The sequence below is a fragment of the Streptomyces cucumeris genome, assembly GCF_024295805.1.
GTDB classification, from domain to species: domain Bacteria; phylum Actinomycetota; class Actinomycetes; order Streptomycetales; family Streptomycetaceae; genus Streptomyces; species Streptomyces cucumeris.
In genome coordinates, this window is record NZ_JANCLX010000001.1 from 415,678 (window position 1) to 434,184 (window position 18,507).

The following is an 18,507-nucleotide window of genomic DNA, read 5'->3' on the forward strand; positions in this document are numbered from 1 at the left end:
GGGTGAAGACTCGAGCTTCAACAGAATGTTGATTTTTGGAGTCCGGGAGAACCTGGAAGCCGAGGAGGATGCGGGTGTCCCATCCGGAAGCCGAACTGGTGCTGCGCTCGACGCGCGTCGTCACCCCGGAAGGGCCGCGCGCGGCGTCCGTCGCCGTGTCCGTGGCCACCGGGACGATCGCCGCCGTCCTGCCGTACGACGCCCCGGACCCGCCCGGGGCCCGGGTCGAGGACCTCGGGGACGATGTGCTGCTGCCCGGTCTCGTCGACACCCACGTCCATGTCAACGACCCCGGCCGCACCGAGTGGGAGGGGTTCGCCACGGCCACCCGCGCGGCCGCCGCGGGCGGGATCACCACCCTGGTCGACATGCCGCTCAACAGCGTCCCGCCGACCACCACCGTGGACGCCCTGGAGGTCAAGCGGGCCGTCGCCCGCCGGGCGGCCCATGTGGACATCGGCTTCTGGGGCGGTGCGGTGCCCGGTAACGCCGCCGACCTCGAACCGCTGCACGACGCGGGCGTCATGGGCTTCAAATGCTTTCTGCTGCCCTCCGGCGTCGATGAGTTCCCGCATCTCACCCCGGCCGGTCTGGACACCGCCCTGCGCACCATCGCGGGCTTCGGCGGACTGCTCATCGTGCACGCCGAGGACCCGCACCTCATCGAGGACGCCCCGGCACCGAGCGGTCCGGCCTATGCCGGGTTCCTCGCCTCCCGCCCGCGCGACGCCGAGAACCGGGCGATCGAGCGGCTGGTGGAGCTGGCGCGTGAGCTGCGCGCCCGCGTACATGTCCTCCACCTCTCCTCCGCCGAGGCGCTGCCGCTGCTCGCCGCCGCCCGGCGCGACGGCGTCCGCGTCACCGTCGAGACCTGTCCGCACTTCCTGACCCTCACCGCCGAGGAAGTCCCGGACGGCGCCACCGAGTTCAAATGCTGTCCGCCCATCCGTGAGGCCGCCAACCAGGACGCGCTGTGGCGGGGGCTGGCCGACGGCACCATCGACTGTGTCGTCTCCGACCACTCACCGTGCACCGCCGAGCTGAAGGTCGACGACTTCGGCCGGGCCTGGGGCGGGATCTCCTCGCTCCAGCTCGGTCTGCCCGCGGTCTGGACCGAGGCCCGCCGCCGCGGCCACACCCTCCACGACGTGGCCCGCTGGATGTCCGCGGCGCCCGCCGCCCTGGTCGGCCTCGACCATCGCAAGGGCGCCGTCGCGGCCGGCCACGACGCCGACTTCGCGGTCCTCGCCCCCGACGAGACGTTCACCGTCGACCCCGCAGCCCTGCACCACCGCAACCAGGTCACCGCCTACGCGGGCAGAACCCTCCACGGCGTCGTACGGTCCACCTGGCTGCGCGGACGGAAGATCGCTGACCACGGCACCCCCACCGAACCCACCGGCAGACTCCTGGAAAGGCAGCCCCGCGCATGACCGCGCCCACACCCCGCTTCACCGGTGACGCCGACCCGTACGGCGGCGGCGATCCCTACGCCGACTACCGCTCCGCCGACTTCCCCTTCACCCACCTCACCGATCTGGCCGACCGGCGGCTCGGCGGCAGCGTCATCGCGGCCAACGACGAGTTCTTCGCCGAACGCGAGAACCTGATCAAACCCCAGGTCCCGCACTTCGACCCGGCCACCTACGGCCACAAGGGCAAGGTCATGGACGGCTGGGAGACCCGGCGGCGGCGCGGCGCCTCCGCCGACACCCCGCACCCCGCCGACACCGACCACGACTGGGCGCTGATCCGCCTGGGCGCGCCCGGGGTCATCCACGGCATCGTCGTCGACACCGCCCACTTCCGCGGCAACCACCCGCGGGCGGTGGGTGTCGAGGCGGCCTGCGTGCCGGGCGCGCCGTCCCCGGAGGAGCTGCTCGCCGACGGGGTGGAGTGGACCGTGCTCGTCCCGCGTACCCCGGTCGGCGGCCACGCGGCCAACGGCTTCGAGGTCTCCGTACCGCGCCGCTTCACCCATCTGCGCCTCACGCAGTACCCCGACGGCGGGATCGCCCGGCTCCGGGTGTACGGCGAGGCCGCCCCCGATCCGGCCTGGCTCACCGCGCTCTCCGTCTTCGACCTGGCCGCGCTGGAGAACGGCGGGGTGGCCGAGGATGCATCGGACCGCTTCTTCTCCCCGCCCGCCAACTCCATCCAGCCCGGCCGCTCCCAGCGGATGGACGAGGGCTGGGAGACCCGGCGGCGGCGCGACACCGGTCATGACTGGGTGCGTTACCGGCTCACCGGCCACTCCCGGATCCGCGCCGTGGAGATCGACACCGGCTGCTACAAGGGCAACGCGGCGGGCTGGGCCACGCTCCACGGCCTCGACACGACGACCGGCGCCGACCCCGCCGACCACACCGCCCCCGGCTGGACCGAACTGCTGCCCCGCACCCGCCTCCAGCCCGACACCGTCCACCGGCTGTCCCTGGACGACGCCCCGCCGGTGACCCATGTGCGGATCGACATCCACCCGGACGGCGGGGTCGCCCGGCTGCGGCTGTACGGCGAACTGACCGAGCGGGGCGCCGGGACGCTCGCCGGACGCCATGCGGAGCTGAGCGGCTGACAGCGGCCGGGCGGCAGCCGGGCGGTGGACGGAACGTCAGGCGCCCGGCTCCGGCACCCCGATCGGATTGGGGAAGCGCAGCGCCGTCGAGCACGCCGCGGCCAGCGGCTTCAACAGGGCCGTCAGGGCCGTGGTGTCCTCGGCGGTCAGCGGCCGCCAGGGGCGTTCGGCCGCGCGGTCGGTGGCGGACTCCACCGCGCGCAGCAGTTCACGCCCGTTCCCGGTGGCGGTGCCGTCCGGTTTCAGCAGCCCGCGGTCGGCCAGCCGGGTCAGCGCGGCCTCCCACTCCTGGTCGGTCCAGCCGCGGTACGGCTGGAGTTCGGCCCGCGGCAGATCGGCGCCCGCGCGCAGGCCCAGCGCCTCACAGCCGTCCAGGCCCGCGGCGACCAGGGCCGCCACATGACCGTCACCGCGGTGCTCACGCAGCAGGGTGGCGGCGTGCCACAGCCGCTCGACGGGCTTGTCGGGGAAGTCCAGCGCCGCGTTGGCCGATGTGAGCACCCGGCCCGCGGTGTCCAGACCGGCGGACCGGGGCACCAGGGCCTCGGCGGCGCGCTCCACCGCCGCCTCCTGCCCGGCCAGCAGCCGCCGCAGCGCGGCGACCGCCCCGGCGCGCCGGACCTCCAGCACCCGCTCGGGCGGCGCCACCGCCCAGGCGTCGGGCAGGGCGCGCGCGACCATCGAGGGCGCGAAGCTGAAGAACGCCGCCACGACGGGCTCCGGGCCGACCGGCCCCAGCGGGGCGGCGCGGCCCGCGAAATAGCCGCGCCAGAAGCCGCGCAGCCCGGCGTCCTCGTAGGCGGTCAGGGCCTCCGGCGCGAAGTAGGTGACCGCGTGGATCGGCTCGAACAGGGCCCACAGGGTGCGGGCCCGCGCCGGGGCGGTGGCGACCATCGGCGTGCTCCTCTCTGGTCTGCGGCGGTGCGGTGCTCGGGGGCGGTGGTCGGAGTCCGTGTTCCCGCCGTATGTGTTCCCACCCCAGCCTGACCAGTGCGGCGACGGTGGCGGTGCAGGCGGCGCCGAGCCCCTGCGGACGCCGCCGTCCGGCCGGATCCGGCACCGGACACCGGAAAGCCTTCCCCGCGCGGCTACTTGGCGCCCGCGAGGTAGAAGAGCAGGAAGAGGAAGCCGGCGATGAAGTGCACGCCCACCAGGTAGATGAAGACCCGGACGGTGAAGGTCATGGGCGCCCGGTCCTCCTCGTCGGGGGTGGTGGCGGCCCTGGCCGGAGGGGTGCCGGCGGTTCCGGGGGTGTGGTCGGCGGTCGTCTCGTTCACGGCGTACCGTGCCTTCCTCCGCGGGCGGCGTCACCGAGGCACAACTCGGCCGCGCCGCTCTGCAGCAGTGTGTGGACGAAGAGCAGATCGGTGCCGCCGGGCGAGGCGGCGGCGATGCGGTGCGGGGTGAGGGAGTCGAAGTGGGCGGCGTCGCCCTCGGCGAGGACGTGGACCGTCTCCCCGAGGGTCAGCCCCAGCCGCCCCCGGATGACGTAGAGCCACTCCTCGCCGGGGTGGACCCGCACCAGGGCGTCCTGGGCACCGGAGCGCTCCGGGACGTGCACCCGCAGCGCCTGCATGGCCCGGCCCGAACCCCCGGCCCGCCAGTAGGTCCAGCCGCCCGCCTCCTGGGGCTCCATCCGGTCGGCCCGCACCACCGGTTCCCGCTCCGGAGGCGCCTCGCCCAGCAGGTCGGATACCGTGGTGCCGTACGTACGGGCCAAGGCCAGCAGCATGGGCAGCGACGGCTGCCGCCGCCCGGTCTCCAGGCGGGACAGATGGGCCGGGGAGAGACCGACCCGCCGGGCCGCGGTCTCCAGGGTCAGACCGCTGCGCCGCCGCAGGTCTCGCAGACGCGGAGCGACGGTGGGCAGTTCGGTCGGCGGTCCGTCGCCGGATCCGCCGAGAGGCTGGTCACCGGGCCCGCCGGGGAACGGAGTCATAGCTCCGGTATAGCCAGCCCTTCACCCCTGGGGCAAAAGATTTGCCCGAGAGGCAAAAGTTACATTTTCCTCACCGGGTACGGCATCTCGCGGAGGTCTTGTGAACTCCTCGGTAACTACGGGTACTTGGCATTGACATGCCATCCTCTACGCGCGTCATGCTAGTGCCATGAAAATCCCCCCACGGATTGCTCGCATCGGTGCACTCGGCGCCCTCGCCTCGACGCTGCTGCTCGGCGGAACGGCCGTCACGGCCACCGCCGCCCCCGCCGGCCACAGCGTCGTCGCCTCGGTCCGGGTCGCCGCCGATGTCGGCGACATCTGCTACTCGAAGCTGCCCGACGAGGCCCACAAGACCCTCGACCTGATCGAGAAGGACGGCCCCTACCCGTACCCGCAGGACGGCACCGTCTTCGACAACCGCGAGGGCATCCTCCCGGACCAGTCGTCCGGCTACTACCACGAGTTCACGGTCGAGACCCCCGGCTCCCCGGACCGTGGCGCCCGTCGCATCGTCACCGGTGAAAAGGACAACGAGGACTACTACACCGCTGACCACTACGAGTCGTTCGACCTGGTGGACCGCGGCTGCTGAGCCGAAGAAGACCGCCACCCCCCACATCGCGGCCGCTGCCCCGGCAACAGGGCAGCGGCCGCGCGGCGTGGTGTCACGGGGACACACCGCGCCTCCCGCGGCGCACCGGTCGCATACGATCCGGCGGCCCGTACCGCGCCTCGTACCCAACCCCGCACGGCCCCTTGTCAGCGCCTCCCGATACCGTTTCGGTGGTAGCGGTCGTGTTGGGGAGGCACCGGTGGCGAACGGCCCGGACGTGGTCACATGCGGCGAGGCGATGTTGCTCCTGCTGGCGGAGCCCGGAGTTCCGCTGGACCGTGCCGTGCACTTCCGCCGGTCGGTGGCGGGGGCGGAGTCCAACGTGGCCGTGGGCCTTGCCCGGCTCGGCCACGGCGTGCGCTGGCTCGGCCGCGTCGGCGCCGATCCGGCGGGCGAGGCGGTGCTGCGCGAGCTGCGCGCGGACTGTGTGGACGTCGGCCACGCCATGGTGGACGACCATGCCCCCACCGGGCTGCTGATGCGGGACAGCCATCCGCACCGCGCCATCGATGTGCAGTACTACCGCATGGGTTCGGCCGCCTCCCGGCTCAACCCCGAGCAGATACGCCCGGAGTCCGTCGAGGGCGCCCGGCTGCTGCACCTCTCCGGGATCACCCCCATGCTCTCGCCGACCGCCGCGGCCGCCAGCCGCCGCCTGGTGGAGCTGGCTCGCGCGGCCGGGGCCCGGATCTCCTTCGACCCCAACGTCCGGCACAAACTGGGCGGCGCCGCCCAGTGGACCCAGACGGCGGGCCCGTTGCTGCGCGAGGCGGACATCGTCCTCGCGGGGGAGGACGAGTTGGAGCTGCTGACCTCCTTGTCCGTGGCCGAGGCCACGGAGGAGCTGCTGGCCGGCGCCGCCCGGGAAGTCGTGGTCAAGCACCCGGACCACTCGGCCACCGTGCGGACCGCGGACGGAAGCTGGCGTCAGGAGCCCCACGCGGTGCCGGTCGTCGATCCGATCGGCGCCGGTGACGCCTTCGCCGCGGGCTATCTCTCGGCCCGGCTGCGGGGTCTGCGCGAGCAGCGCGCGCTGGCCGAGGCCGCCTGTGTGGCCTCCCTCGCGGTCCAGGCCGCCACCGACACCGACGGGCTGCCCACCGCCGCCGCCCGGGACCGCGCCCTCGCCCGCGCCGCGGGCGGCGGGGACGGGGTCCACCGCTGACCCGCCCGCCCGGTCCGTAGGCTCGTCCCGGCACCACCCGCACCGCAGCACACCGCATCCGCGACACCCCGACGGAACCACCCCGCACCTCCGCTGTCCCCGCACCCCGAGCCCGTCGCAGCACCGCACACCGTCCACCGCACACCGCACGTGCCGCATATCCCCGGGGCAATCCGGCGCGGCACCCCCTGGCAGCACCTCGGAGAGGAAAGGCGGCGACCGCCGTGTACCGCTGGGAGACCACCCGGGCCGCGCTTGCGCAGCGCGTCCTGGCGATCGTACGGAGCGACAGTTACGACCGTGCCACGGCCACTGCGGACAGCCTGCTCTCCGCCGGTATAGCCGGCCTGGAGATCTCGCTGACCACGCCCTTCGCCCTGGAGGCGGTCACCACCCTGATCCGGGAGGTGGGCAATGACGCGGTGATCGGCGCGGGCACGGTGCTCGATGCCACCTCCGCCCGGATGGCGGCCGACGCGGGCGCCCGCTTCCTGGTCTCCCCGAGCCTGGACGCCGAGGTCATCCGCACCGGCCACCGCTACGGACTGCCCGTCTTCCCCGGGGTGGCCACCCCCACCGAGGCGGTGCGCGCGCTGGAGCTGGGCGCGGACGCCCTCAAGCTGTTCCCCGCCTCCGCGTACGGCCCCGGCTGGGTCAGGGACGTGACCGCCGCGCTGCCCCAGGCCGCCGTGATCCCCACGGGCGGGGTGGGAGTGGCCGAGGCCCCGGAGTGGATCGCCGCGGGCGCGGTGGCCTGCGGGATGGGCGCCTCGCTGGCCGAGGGCGACCGGGACACCGTGGCCAAGCGCGTCGCCGAACTGCTGGCCCGGCTCGCGGACGTGGGCCCGCCGCTCGACCCCGGTCCCGAACCGTACTGAGGGTCAACGGGTTCTCCTGAGCCGCCACTTCTGCCACCCTGGGCGCGCTGTGATCATGCGCCCCGGGCTCTCCGCCCCTGCCGAGGAGAGCCCGTGCCCAGGAGAACCCGTGCTCAGGAGCTCAGGAGCCGCTGTGAGACGCACCGTCACCCTGTCCGCCGTCGCCGCCCTGCTCGCCGCCACCGCCGCGGGTTCGGCCCTGGCCGCCGGATCCGCGGCACCCTCCGCGGCCGAACGCGCCCGTCCGCACGGCACCCTGCTGGACAAGGTGCCCGAGCGCGGGGTGCTGCGGGTGTGCACCACGGGCGACTACCGCCCCTTCACCCACCGCGACCCCAGGACCGGGGCGTACTCCGGCATCGACATCAAGATGGCCCGCGATCTGGCCAAGAGCCTTGACGCCACCCCGGAGTACCGCGCCACCACCTGGGCCGACCTGACGGGTGAGGTGGCCGCCGGGCGCTGCGACATCGGGATGGGCGGGGTGTCGGTGACCCTCGCCCGCGCCCGTACGGTGTCCTTCGGCGAGCCGTACCTCACCGACGGCAAGACGCCGATCGTGCGCTGTCCGGACGAGCGGAAGTACACCACGCTGGAGGAGATCGACCGGCCGGGGGTGCGGGTGGTGGTCAACCCCGGTGGCACCAACGAGCAGTTCGCGCGCGCCCACATCGAGAAGGCCACCCTCACCGTCCATCCGGACAACACCACGATCTTCGACGAGATCATCGAGGGCCGGGCCGATGTGATGATGACGGACGCGAGCGAGACCCGCTACCAGTCCGCGATCCACCCCGAACTGTGCGCCGTCCACCCGGACAAGCCGTTCTCCTTCTCCGAGAAGGCATATGCCCTGCCGCGCGGGGACACGCAGTTCAGGGAATACGTCGACCAGTGGGTCCATCTGGCCACACATGACGGCACCTACGAACGGTATGAGGACGAGTGGTTGAAATAACGACCGCTTTGCCTCCGAGCCTCCCCACGCTGCCGTGACTGACCTATATTGACCCGGGTTTACATCACCCCAGTGTCATAAGGACTGATCGATGACAGCGCACCTCGAACGCTCCGGGAGCGCCGCGACCACGTCCGGCACCGCCGCCCCGCCGACCGGCTGCCCCGCCCGCTCCGGCGCCCGGCCGCTCAGCGGGCCGGGGTTCCAGACCGACCCGGCACGGATGTACGCCGATATGCGGCGCGAACACGGGGCGGTGGCCCCGGTGCTGCTCGAGGGCGGGGTCCCCGCCTGGCTGGTGCTGGGCTACCGCGAACTGCGCCAGCTGACCAGCGATCCGGCCCTGTTCACCCGCGACTCCAGCGGCTGGAACGCCTGGGACCGCATACCCGACGACTGGCCCCTGCTGCCCATGATCGGCCGCGGTGACACCGCCGTGGTCTACACCGAGGGCGAGGTCCACCGGAAGCGTTCGCTGACCATCAACAACGCGCTGGACGCCGTCGACCCCTACGAACTGCGCGACCAGGCGGAGAAGTTCGCGGATCTGCTGGTGGACGCGTTCTGCGAACGGGGTGAGGCCGATCTGGTCGCGGAGTACGCGGTGCTGCTCCCGGCGCTGGTCATCGCCCGGATCTTCGGCTTCCCCGACACCATGGGGCTGAAGCTGCTGCGCTCGCTCCACGAGGTGGTGGACGGCAGCCGCAAGGCGCTGGCGGGGCAGAAGGCGCTGCGCGCCGGAATGCGGGAGCTGCTGGCCGCCAAGCGTGAGGTCCCCGGACCGGATGTGGCCTCCCGGATGATCGGCTCCTCGGACCCCTCGCGCGACGAGGAGATCATCCAGGACCTGATGGTGCTGTTCGGGGCGGGTCACCAGTCGACGGCCGACTGGATCGGGAACACCCTGCGGCTGATGCTCACCGACGAGCGGTTCGCCCTCTCGCTCTCCGGCGGCCGCCACAGCGTGGCCCGGGCGATGAACGAGGTGCTGTGGGAGGACACCCCCACCCAGAACATCGCGGGCCGCTGGGCCACCCGGGACACCGTCCTGGGGGAGCAGCGGATCCGCGCCGGGGATCTGCTGCTGCTCGGCTTCGCCGCCGCCAACGCCGATCCGGAGGTGCGGCCGGACCGCCGGGTCTCCACCGAGGGCAACAGCGCGTTCCTCTCCTTCGGTCACGGCTCGCACCGCTGCCCCTACCCGGCCCAGGAGATCGCCGAGGTCATCGCCAGGACCGGGGTCGAGGTGCTGCTGGACCGGCTGCCCGATCTGCGGCTCGCGGTGTCGGCGAAGGCGCTCGTCTGGCGGCCCTCGCCCTGGATGCGCGGGCTGTCGGCCCTGCCGGTGGAGTTCACCCCGGCCCCCGGCGGCGTCCGCTGACGATCGCCGGGACGGCAGGAACGATCTCTCTCCGTAGTCGCCCCGCCGTTTGTCCGGACAACCGAACTTCACGACTTCCCGTCATGTGCTCATCCGGCTACGCTCGGCCCGTGGCAATGCAGGGAGAAGACTCTTCTGGCGCGGCGGAGCTCCAGTTCAGCGTGGACCGCAGCAGCCCGGTCCCGCTGTACTTCCAGCTGTCCCAGCAGCTCGAGGCGGCGATCGAACAGGGGCGGCTGGCGCCCGGGAGCCTGCTCGGCAATGAGATCGACCTCGCCGGGCGGCTCGGGCTGTCCCGCCCCACCGTCCGCCAGGCCATACAGTCGCTCGTCGACAAGGGGCTGCTGGTCCGGCGCCGGGGTGTGGGCACTCAGGTGGTGCACAGCCAGGTCAAGCGCCCGCTGGAGCTGAGCAGCCTCTACGACGACCTGGAGGCCGCCGGGCAGCGCCCGGCCACCCGGGTGCTGCGGAACACCACCGAACCCGCCACCGCCGAGGTCGCCGCCGCCCTGGGGCTCGCGGAGGGCACCGACGTGGTGCTGATCGAGCGGCTGCGGCTGGCGCATGGCGAGCCCATGGCCCATCTGTGCAACTGGCTCCCCGCGGGGCTGTTCACCCTGGACAGCGCGGAGCTGGAGGGCACGGGTCTGTACCGGCTGATGCGCGCCGCCGGGATCACCCTGCACAGCGCCCGCCAGGCGGTCGGCGCCCGCGCGGCCACAGCCGAGGAGGGGGAGGAGCTCGGCGAGCCGGAGGGCGCGCCGGTGCTGACGATGGAGCGTACGACCTTCGACGACACCGGTCGGGCCGTGGAGTTCGGCTCGCATATCTACCGGGCCTCGCGCTACGCCTTCGAGTTCCAGCTGCTCGTCCGCCCCTGAGGCCGCTGAAAGCCCCTGAGGCCCCTGAGGCTCCGGCGCCCCCGGCCGTTCCCCGCCCGTTCTCGACCGGCCCCGGAGCGCGGTGCCTTGACGCGATCCGCGCCCGCCGCTACAAGTCCCCCAGCCGCATCGGGGCGGCCGGGAGGGGGCGGATCCAGCACCAGGCGTCGGGCCCACGGCCGTGACCGGCGAAGACGCCCCCGAGCTGGAGAAACGCACCGCCCGTGGCGCCCGCTGAGCCCCCAGGGGCCAGGGTGGCCGGCGGTGACGGATACTTGGCGGCGGCCGGAGCCCGGAACACCTGGCGCCAGGCCGTGATCATGACAGCGGACAGACCGGGTCATCCGGTGCACACCGGAATAGACGGCGAGAAGGGCGACGCTACGTGGCGAGGGCGGCGAAGGTTCGGACAGGGGTGCGCGCGATGACCGCCGCCGTGGTGGCGGCGGCGCTGGGCGCGGGCCTGGCCGGGTGCAGCAGTACCGGCGGCAAGCGCGCCGAGGAGCGGGCCGCCCAGGCGGCGGCCGGGGGCCGGGCGGCGGTCGACACCCCCAAGTGGACCTTCGCCATGGTGACCCACTCCGGCGACGGCGACACCTTCTGGGACATCGTGCAGAGCGGCGCCAAACAGGCCGCCGCCAAGGACAACATCAAGTTCCTCTACGCCCACAACGAGGAGGGCAAGGAACAGGCCCAGCTCGTGCAGTCCTACATCGACCAGAAGGTCGACGGGCTGATCGTCACGCTCGCCAAGCCCGACGCCATGAAGTCCGTGGTCAAGCGGGCGCAGAAGGCCGGGATACCGGTGATCACCGTCAACTCCGGCTCCGGTGAGTCCAAGAAGTTCGGCGCCCTCACCCACGTCGGCCAGGACGAGACCATCGCGGGCGAGGCCGTCGGCGAGGAGCTCAACAAGCGCGGCCGCAAGAAGGCCCTGTGCGTCCTGCACGAGCAGGGCAACGTCGGCCATGAGCAGCGCTGCGACGGCGCCGCCGACACCTTTGCCGGAAAGATGGAGAAGATCTACGTGGAGGGCACCAACATGCCCGACGTGGAGTCCTCCATCGAGGCCAAGCTCCAGTCCGACAAGGACATCGACAGCGTGGTCACCCTCGGCGCGCCCTTCGCGGACACCGCCGCCAAGGCCGCCGACCGCGCGGGCAGCGACGCCGAGATCGACACCTTCGACCTCAATGCGAAGGTCGCCGCCGCACTCCAGGACGGCACGCTCGGCTTCGCCGTCGACCAGCAGCCGTACCTCCAGGGTTACGAGGCGGTGGACCTGCTCTGGCTCCACCGTTACAACGCCGATGTCCTCGGCGGCGGCAAGCCGGTGCTCACCGGTCCGCAGATCGTCACCAAGGACGACGCCGCCGAGCTCGCCGGGTACACCAAGCGGGGGACCCGATGAGCACGGACGCCCAACCCCTCAAGACCGCCGGTGCCGGCGGTGATCCCGCCGGACCGGGCCGCCCGGACGACCGGCGGACGGTGCGCGCCTCGCTGCCGCGCCGGCTGGCGAGCCGTCCGGAGCTGGGCGCGGTGGTCGGCGCCGTCGCCGTCTTCGTCTTCTTCTCGTTCGCCGCCGACGCGTTCCTGCAGTGGTCCAGCTTCAGCACCGTGCTGTACGCCTCGTCGACCATCGGGATCATGGCGGTGCCGGTGGCGCTGCTGATGATCGGCGGGGAGTTCGATCTGTCGACCGGGGTCATGGTGACCTCCTCGGCGCTGATCTCCTCGATGTTCTCGTACCAGATGACGGCGAACGTCTGGGTCGGTGTCGGGGTGTCCCTGCTGGCCACCCTCGCCATCGGCTTCTTCAACGGCTATCTGCTGGTGCGCACCAACCTGCCGAGCTTCATCATCACCCTGGCCACCTTCCTGATCCTCCAGGGCTGCAACCTCGGCTTCACCAAGCTGATCAGCGACACGGTCTCCACCAAGACCATCGCCGACATGGAGGGCTTCCCCGCCGCGCAGAAGGTCTTCGCCTCACATCTGACCATCGGGGACGTCGAGGTCCAGATCACCGTCCTGTGGTGGTTCGCCCTGATCGCACTGGCCACCTGGATCCTGCTGCGCACCCGCGCCGGCAACTGGATCTTCGCCGTGGGCGGTGCCAAGGAGGCGGCCCGCGCGGTGGGCGTCCCCGTGAACCGCACCAAGATCGGGCTCTATATGGGCGTCGCCTTCGCCGCCTGGATCTCCGGTCAGCACCTGCTGTTCAACTACGACGTGGTCCAGTCCGGCGAGGGTGTCGGCAACGAGCTGCTCTACATCATCGCGGCCGTCATCGGCGGCTGTCTGCTCACCGGTGGCTACGGCTCCGCGGTGGGCGCCGCCGTCGGCGCCTTCATCTTCGGCATGACCAACAAGGGCATCGTCTACGCGCAGTGGGGCGCGGACTGGTTCAAGTTCTTCCTCGGGGCGATGCTGCTGCTCGCCACCCTGCTCAACTGGTGGGTCCGCAAGCGGGCGGAGGCGAGCAAGTGACCACGGCACCGCTGATCGAACTGAACGGCGTCAGCAAGTACTACGGCAACGTCAAGGCGCTCGAGGAGGTCTCCCTCGAGGTGCGCGCCGGGGAGATCACCTGCGTCCTCGGCGACAACGGCGCGGGCAAGTCCACCCTCATCAAGATCATCGCCGGACTGCACGGGCATGACGGCGGCAGCTTCGCGATCGAGGGCGAGGAGACCCGGCTCGGCTCCCCGCGCGAGGCCCTGGACCGCGGGATCGCCACGGTCTACCAGGACCTCGCCGTCGTCCCGCTGATGCCGGTGTGGCGGAACTTCTTCCTCGGCTCCGAGCTGCGCAAGGGATACGGACCGTTCCGGCGGCTCGACGTGGACGCGATGCGCGCCACCACCCGCAGCGAGCTGCTGCGCATGGGCATCGATCTGCGCGATGTGGACCAGCCCATCGGCACCCTGTCCGGCGGTGAGCGGCAGTGCGTGGCCATCGCCCGCGCCGTCCACTTCGGCGCCAGGGTGCTGGTGCTGGACGAGCCGACGGCGGCGCTGGGCGTCAAACAGTCCGGGGTGGTGCTCAAGTACGTCGCCGCCGCCCGGGACGCGGGTCTGGGCGTGGTGCTGATCACCCACAACCCGCACCATGCGTATCTGGTCGGTGACCGCTTCGTCCTCCTCAAGCGCGGCGCCATGGCGGGCAGCCACACCAAGGACGGCATCGCCCTGGACGAGCTCACCCGCCAGATGGCGGGCGGCAGCGAGCTGGAGCAGCTCAGCCACGAGCTGGCGCGGCTGGAGTCCGGCCCCGCCGCGAGCTGATCGACACGGAGTCCCGGGGCGCGCTGCCCCGGGACTCCGCCATGCGGTGCGAGCCCCGGGTGAGGCACAATCGCACGGCGGGCCCCACCCGCCACGGAACCACGTATCCGAGGCCCCCCGGCCTCCCGAGACCCCCGCAGGGACGACGAACTCTTGCGAGCACGCACCCGCAGCGACCGCACCCCCCGCACCGGTGAAGGGGGCGGCCGATGAGCATCTACCGCGAAAGAGTGCACCGGGGCTCGGCCCGCGCCACCGTGCTGCGGACCGTCGGCACCCGCGAGCGCCGCTCGCACCTGTCCGCGCCCCGGGTGCCCACCGTCGGCATCGACATCGGCGGCACCAAGGTGATGGCCGGGGTGGTGGACGCCGACGGCGTCATCCTGGAGAAGCTGCGCACCGAGACGCCCGACAAGTCCAAGAGCCCCAAGGTCGTCGAGGACACCATCACCGAGCTGGTCCTGGACCTCTCCGACCGGCATGATGTGCACGCGGTGGGCATCGGCGCCGCGGGCTGGGTGGACGCCGACCGCAACCGCGTCCTGTTCGCCCCCCATCTGTCCTGGCGCAACGAACCGCTGCGCGACCGGCTCGCCGAGCGGCTCGCGGTCCCGGTCATGGTCGACAACGACGCCAACGCGGCCGCGTGGGCCGAGTGGCGGTTCGGCGCCGGACGCGGCGAGGACCACCTCGTCATGATCACCCTCGGTACCGGTATCGGCGGCGCCATCCTGGAGGACGGCCAGGTCAAGCGGGGCAAGTACGGGGTCGCGGGCGAGTTCGGCCATATGCAGGTCGTCCCCGCGGGGCACCGCTGCCCGTGCGGCAACCGCGGCTGCTGGGAGCAGTACAGCTCCGGGAACGCGCTGGTGCGCGAGGCCCGTGAGCTGGCCGCCGCCGAGTCCCCGGTGGCGTACGGCATCAACGACCGGGTCGGCGGCAACATCCAGGAGATCACCGGGCCGCTCATCACCGAGCTGGCCCGTGACGGCGATGCCATGTGCATCGAACTCCTCCAGGACATCGGCCAGTGGCTCGGCGTCGGCATCGCCAACCTGGCCGCCGCGCTCGACCCCTCCTGCTTCGTCATCGGCGGTGGCGTCAGCGCCGCCGACGATCTGCTGATCGGGCCCGCCCGGGACGCCTTCCGGCGCACCCTCACCGGCCGCGGCTACCGGCCGGAGGCCCGGATCGTCAAGGCGCAGCTCGGGCCCGAGGCCGGGATGGTGGGCGCCGCCGACCTCGCCCGGCTGGTCGCCCGCCGCTTCCGCCGCGCCAACCGCCGCCGGGTCGAGCGCTATGAGCGCACCGGGACCTCACCGCTGCGGCTGGCGCCCAGGGGAGAGGCGGGCCGCGGATGAACGCCGCCGACCAGCGCCCCGCGCAGGACGACCCCGGAGCCACCCCGCCCGACCGCGGCAGCGGCGCCCCCGAGAGCCCCGGCACCCCCGGTGGTGACGACGGCCGTCCGCGCCGCCGCTGGCTCAAGGTCCTGATCGTCTTCCTGCTGATCACGCTCCCCGCGGGCTACGGCGTGATCTCGGCCATCCAGAGCCGGGAGGGCGGTGAGAACAAGGAGGAGAGCGCCTCGGCCACCGGGCTCACCGAGGGCTGGCCCAGCCGGGTGCAGCGGCGCATATACGACGTACCGATCCCGGCCTACTCCGCGGACGTCGCCTACTACGAGACCAACTCCTGGGACGAGAGCTCGCTCTACGTGCAGTTCATCACGTCGCCCGAGGGTCTGAACCGCTTTCTGACCCGGGCCGGCACCCGTCCGTCCGCCCTGGAGGACGGCGAGGTGACCATCAGTGCCAAGGAGGCCAAGAAGGTCGGCTGGCGGCTTGGTTCAGGCGATAAGTGGTCAGGAACGGTGTTCAAACAGAAGGACCCCCAGCCCACGCTGGAGATCACCGTCAATCGTGACAATCCCCGTCACCCGAGGGTCTACGTAGTCTCCACGGTTACGCCGTAAGGGGCGGCCACCTCGTTCGGATACCGTTTCCGGGTGAGCGAGATCAAGACACTTCAGTACCGGATCGACGGACCCGAGGACGGGCCCGTGCTCGTCCTCGGACCGGCGCTGGGCACCACCTGGCACATGTGGGACCGCCAGATACCCGAGCTGTCCCGCCATTGGCGGGTGCTCCGTTTCGACCTGCCCGGCCACGGCGGCGCACCGGCCTACCCCGCCTCCTCCGTGCGGGAGCTCGCCGGACGGCTGCTGGCCACCCTGGACCAGATCGGCATCGACCGGTTCGGGTACGCGGGCTGCTCGCTCGGCGGGGCCATCGGTGCCGAACTCGCGCTGCGCCATCCGCTCAGAGTGGGCTCGCTCGCCCTCGTCTCCGCCTCCCCGCGCTTCGGCACCGCCGACTCCTTCCGCCAGCGCGGTGTGGTGGTCCGCACCAACGGTCTCGACCCGGTGGCCCGCGCCACCCCCGAGCGCTGGTTCACCCCCGCGTTCGCGGGCGCCCAGCCCGCCATCGTCGACTGGGCCGTCCAGATGGTCCGCACCACCGACCCCGGCTGCTACATCGCCTGCTGCGAGGCGCTCGCCGCATTCGACGCCCGCGCCGAGCTCGGTCTGATCAGCGCCCCCACCCTGGTCCTGGTCGGCGCCGACGACGAGGTGACCCCGCCCGCCGACGCCCGCGTCCTGGTCGCCGGAATCCCCGACGCCCGGCTCGCCATGGTCCCCGGCACCTCCCACCTCGCCCCGGTGGAGCAGCCGGCGGCCGTCACCGATCTGCTGGTCCGCCACTTCTCCGGCACCTGGCAGAGCCCGGACCACCCCACCGGGATGACCGCGATCCCCGCGCCGCCCGTCAAGCCGGTGCTCACCCCCGCGCCCCCCGCCACGCCGACGACGACCCCGACGGCCACCCCGGCCGCGGAGATCGGCTGGGCCGCCGCGCCCGAACCGGTGCCGGACGTCCGCACCGACGCCTTCGAGCGCGGCATCAAGGTGCGCCGCGAGGTACTGGGCGACGCGCACGTGGACCGCGCCGAGTCACAGATAGACGAGTTCACCGGCGACTTCCAGGACTTCATCACCCGCTATGCGTGGGGCGAGGTGTGGACCCGCCCGGGAATCGACCGCCGCACCCGCTCCGTGATCACCCTCACCGCCCTGGTCGCCCGCGGCCACCTGGATGAACTGGCCTTCCACACCCGCGCCGCGCTGCGCAACGGGCTCACCCCCACCGAGATCAAGGAAGTCCTGCTGCACACCGGCGTCTACTGCGGGGTGCCCGCCGCCAACGCCGCCTTCGCGGTGGCCCAGCGCGTCATCCGCGAGGAGACCAGCCCGGAGGAGTGAGCCGTTTACGCGGGCGGCCCGGTAGCAGAATGATCCACATGAAGCTCACCAAGAAGGGCCACGCCTGCGTCCGGCTGGAGAAGGACGGGCAGACGCTCGTCATCGACCCCGGAGCCTTCAGCGAACAGGACGCGGCGGTGGCCGCGGACGCGATCCTGGTCACCCATGAACACGCCGACCACTTCAACGAGGCAAGGCTGCGGGTGGCGCTCGAGGCCAACCCCGGCGCCGAGCTGTGGACCCTGACCAGTGTGGCCGGGCAGATCTCGGCGGCGTTCCCCGGCCGGGTGCACACGATCGGCGAGGGCGACACCTTCACCGCGGCGGGGTTCGAGATCGAGGTCCACGGCCAGCTCCACGCCGTCATCCACCCCGACATCCCCCGGATCACCAACGTCGGCTACGTGGTGGACAACACCGTCTTCCACCCCGGCGACGCGCTCACCGTGCCCCCCGGCCGCAGGCTGGACACGCTGCTGCTGCCGGTGCACGCCCCCTGGAACAAGTTCAGCGAGGTGCTCGACTACGTCCGGGCCGTGGCCCCCCGCCGTGCCGTCGACATCCACGACGCCCTGCTGTCCGAGGTGGCCCCGCAGGTCTACGGCCGGCTGCTGGGACCCGAGGGTCCGGGGATCGCCGGTACCGAGCATCTGCGGCTGGCGCCGGGGCAGACGCTGACCCTGTGAGCGCTGTCGGACCCGGCTGTTAGGTTGACCCACATGCGCATCGCGACCTGGAACGTCAATTCGATCACCGCCCGGCTGCCGCGGCTGCTCGCCTGGCTGGAGAGCAGCGGTACGGACGTGCTGTGCGTCCAGGAGACGAAGTGCGCCGAGTCCGCCTTCCCCTACGAGCCGCTGCGTGAGCTGGGCTACGAGTCCGCGGTCAACGCCACCGGCCGGTGGAACGGGGTGGCGCTGCTCTCCCGGGTGGGGCTCGGCGAGATCACCGTCGGTCTGCCCGGCGGCCCGGACTACGACGGCGGGCAGGAGCCGCGCGCCATAGCGGCCACCTGCGGCGGCGTCCGCGTCTGGTCGGTCTATGTGCCCAACGGCCGGGAGATCGGCCACCCGCACTACGACTACAAGCTGGCCTGGCTGGAGGCGCTGCGCTCCACGGTCACCGAGGACGCCGCCGGTGACCGCCCCTTCGCCGTCCTCGGCGACTTCAACGTGGCGCCCGCTGACGAGGACGTCTGGGACCGGGCCGCCTTCGACGGCCTCACCCATGTCACCGACCTCGAGCGGGACGCCCTGGCCGCGCTGCGCGGCACCGGTCTGTCCGATGTGGTGCCGCGCCCGCTGAAGTACGACCGCCCCTTCACCTACTGGGACTACCGCGAGCTGGGCTTCCCCAAGAACCGGGGCATGCGGATCGACCTGGTCTACGGCAACGAGCCGTTCGCCAAGGCCGTGGGCGACGCCTATGTGGACCGTGAGGAGCGCAAGGGCAAGGGCGCCTCCGACCACGCCCCGGTCGTGGTCGACCTGGAGGTCTGAGAC

19 protein-coding genes are annotated in these 18,507 nt (G+C 72.3%); 16 read left to right on the top strand and 3 right to left on the bottom strand.

All coding sequences use genetic code 11. The features are described from left to right. Window positions 1-74 precede the first annotated feature (74 nt). Together allB and alc are read left to right on the top strand one after the other, a co-directional pair. Window positions 75-1,433 carry an allantoinase AllB gene (gene allB, locus NMK44_RS01965; protein WP_488186206.1) on the top strand — a complete coding sequence of 453 codons (1,359 nt, stop codon included), beginning with the start codon at window positions 75-77 and terminating at the stop codon, window positions 1,431-1,433. Then, a complete protein-coding gene (gene alc / locus NMK44_RS01970) occupies window positions 1,430-2,575 on the top strand; it encodes an allantoicase (protein WP_254737473.1) in 1,146 nt (381 codons plus the stop codon). Before allB ends, alc begins: the two co-directional genes overlap by 4 nt. Before the next feature lie 36 nt (window positions 2,576-2,611). Here alc and NMK44_RS01975 read toward each other — a convergent pair whose 3' ends face one another. The 3 genes from NMK44_RS01975 to NMK44_RS01985 all read right to left on the bottom strand — a co-directional run bounded on the left by NMK44_RS01975 (window position 2,612) and on the right by NMK44_RS01985 (window position 4,514). Then, window positions 2,612-3,469 (bottom strand): SCO6745 family protein, encoded by an 858-nt coding sequence (locus NMK44_RS01975; RefSeq protein ID WP_254737475.1) that lies wholly within the window; start codon window positions 3,467-3,469, stop codon window positions 2,612-2,614. Between the two features lie 194 nt (window positions 3,470-3,663). After that, window positions 3,664-3,852 carry a DUF6126 family protein gene (locus NMK44_RS42385; RefSeq protein WP_254737477.1) on the bottom strand — a complete coding sequence of 63 codons (189 nt, stop codon included), beginning with the start codon at window positions 3,850-3,852 and terminating at the stop codon, window positions 3,664-3,666. Next, window positions 3,849-4,514, bottom strand: a complete 666-nt coding sequence (locus tag NMK44_RS01985) for a helix-turn-helix domain-containing protein (RefSeq protein WP_254737479.1) — start codon at window positions 4,512-4,514, stop codon at window positions 3,849-3,851. Before NMK44_RS01985 ends, NMK44_RS42385 begins: the two co-directional genes overlap by 4 nt. Before the next feature lie 169 nt (window positions 4,515-4,683). Between NMK44_RS01985 and NMK44_RS01990 the strand changes: the two genes are divergently transcribed. The 14 genes from NMK44_RS01990 to NMK44_RS02055 all read left to right on the top strand — a co-directional run bounded on the left by NMK44_RS01990 (window position 4,684) and on the right by NMK44_RS02055 (window position 18,504). Next, entirely contained in the window at window positions 4,684-5,109 is a 426-nt protein-coding gene (locus tag NMK44_RS01990) for a guanyl-specific ribonuclease (protein ID WP_254737481.1), read from the top strand. 220 nt (window positions 5,110-5,329) lie between these two features. Then, entirely contained in the window at window positions 5,330-6,295 is a 966-nt protein-coding gene (locus NMK44_RS01995; RefSeq protein ID WP_254737483.1) for a sugar kinase, read from the top strand. Between the two features lie 224 nt (window positions 6,296-6,519). Further along, a complete protein-coding gene (locus NMK44_RS02000; protein ID WP_254737485.1) occupies window positions 6,520-7,173 on the top strand; it encodes a bifunctional 4-hydroxy-2-oxoglutarate aldolase/2-dehydro-3-deoxy-phosphogluconate aldolase in 654 nt (217 codons plus the stop codon). Window positions 7,174-7,306: 133 nt separating this feature from the next. Next, the gene (locus NMK44_RS02005; RefSeq protein ID WP_254737487.1) at window positions 7,307-8,131 is read left to right on the top strand and encodes a transporter substrate-binding domain-containing protein; all 825 of its coding nucleotides are present in this window, start codon (window positions 7,307-7,309) and stop codon (window positions 8,129-8,131) included. A 91-nt stretch (window positions 8,132-8,222) separates the two neighbouring features. Beyond that, window positions 8,223-9,512, top strand: coding sequence for a cytochrome P450 (locus tag NMK44_RS02010; RefSeq protein ID WP_254737489.1), 1,290 nt, complete (start codon window positions 8,223-8,225; stop codon window positions 9,510-9,512). 116 nt (window positions 9,513-9,628) lie between these two features. Next, window positions 9,629-10,393 (top strand): GntR family transcriptional regulator, encoded by a 765-nt coding sequence (locus NMK44_RS02015; protein WP_254737838.1) that lies wholly within the window; start codon window positions 9,629-9,631, stop codon window positions 10,391-10,393. A 424-nt stretch (window positions 10,394-10,817) separates the two neighbouring features. Beyond that, the gene (locus NMK44_RS02020) at window positions 10,818-11,804 is read left to right on the top strand and encodes a sugar ABC transporter substrate-binding protein (protein WP_254737491.1); all 987 of its coding nucleotides are present in this window, start codon (window positions 10,818-10,820) and stop codon (window positions 11,802-11,804) included. After that, on the top strand, window positions 11,801-12,886 hold the full coding sequence (locus NMK44_RS02025) for an ABC transporter permease (RefSeq protein WP_254737493.1): 1,086 nt from the start codon (window positions 11,801-11,803) through the stop codon (window positions 12,884-12,886). Before NMK44_RS02020 ends, NMK44_RS02025 begins: the two co-directional genes overlap by 4 nt. Then, window positions 12,853-13,683, top strand: coding sequence for an ATP-binding cassette domain-containing protein (locus NMK44_RS02030; protein ID WP_374215213.1), 831 nt, complete (start codon window positions 12,853-12,855; stop codon window positions 13,681-13,683). The genes NMK44_RS02025 and NMK44_RS02030 overlap by 34 nt, the downstream gene beginning before the upstream one ends. Window positions 13,684-13,892: 209 nt before the next feature. Next, entirely contained in the window at window positions 13,893-15,044 is a 1,152-nt protein-coding gene (locus tag NMK44_RS02035) for an ROK family glucokinase (RefSeq protein WP_254737497.1), read from the top strand. Next, complete coding sequence (locus NMK44_RS02040) at window positions 15,041-15,658, top strand: hypothetical protein (protein ID WP_254737499.1); 618 nt, start codon at window positions 15,041-15,043, stop codon at window positions 15,656-15,658. Before NMK44_RS02035 ends, NMK44_RS02040 begins: the two co-directional genes overlap by 4 nt. Window positions 15,659-15,691: 33 nt before the next feature. Continuing rightward, window positions 15,692-17,005, top strand: a complete 1,314-nt coding sequence (pcaDC, locus tag NMK44_RS02045; RefSeq protein ID WP_254737501.1) for a bifunctional 3-oxoadipate enol-lactonase/4-carboxymuconolactone decarboxylase PcaDC — start codon at window positions 15,692-15,694, stop codon at window positions 17,003-17,005. Between the two features lie 38 nt (window positions 17,006-17,043). Beyond that, window positions 17,044-17,691 (top strand): MBL fold metallo-hydrolase, encoded by a 648-nt coding sequence (locus NMK44_RS02050; protein WP_254737503.1) that lies wholly within the window; start codon window positions 17,044-17,046, stop codon window positions 17,689-17,691. 33 nt (window positions 17,692-17,724) lie between these two features. Next, complete coding sequence (locus NMK44_RS02055) at window positions 17,725-18,504, top strand: exodeoxyribonuclease III (RefSeq protein WP_254737505.1); 780 nt, start codon at window positions 17,725-17,727, stop codon at window positions 18,502-18,504. The last annotated feature ends 3 nt before the right edge of the window (window positions 18,505-18,507 follow it).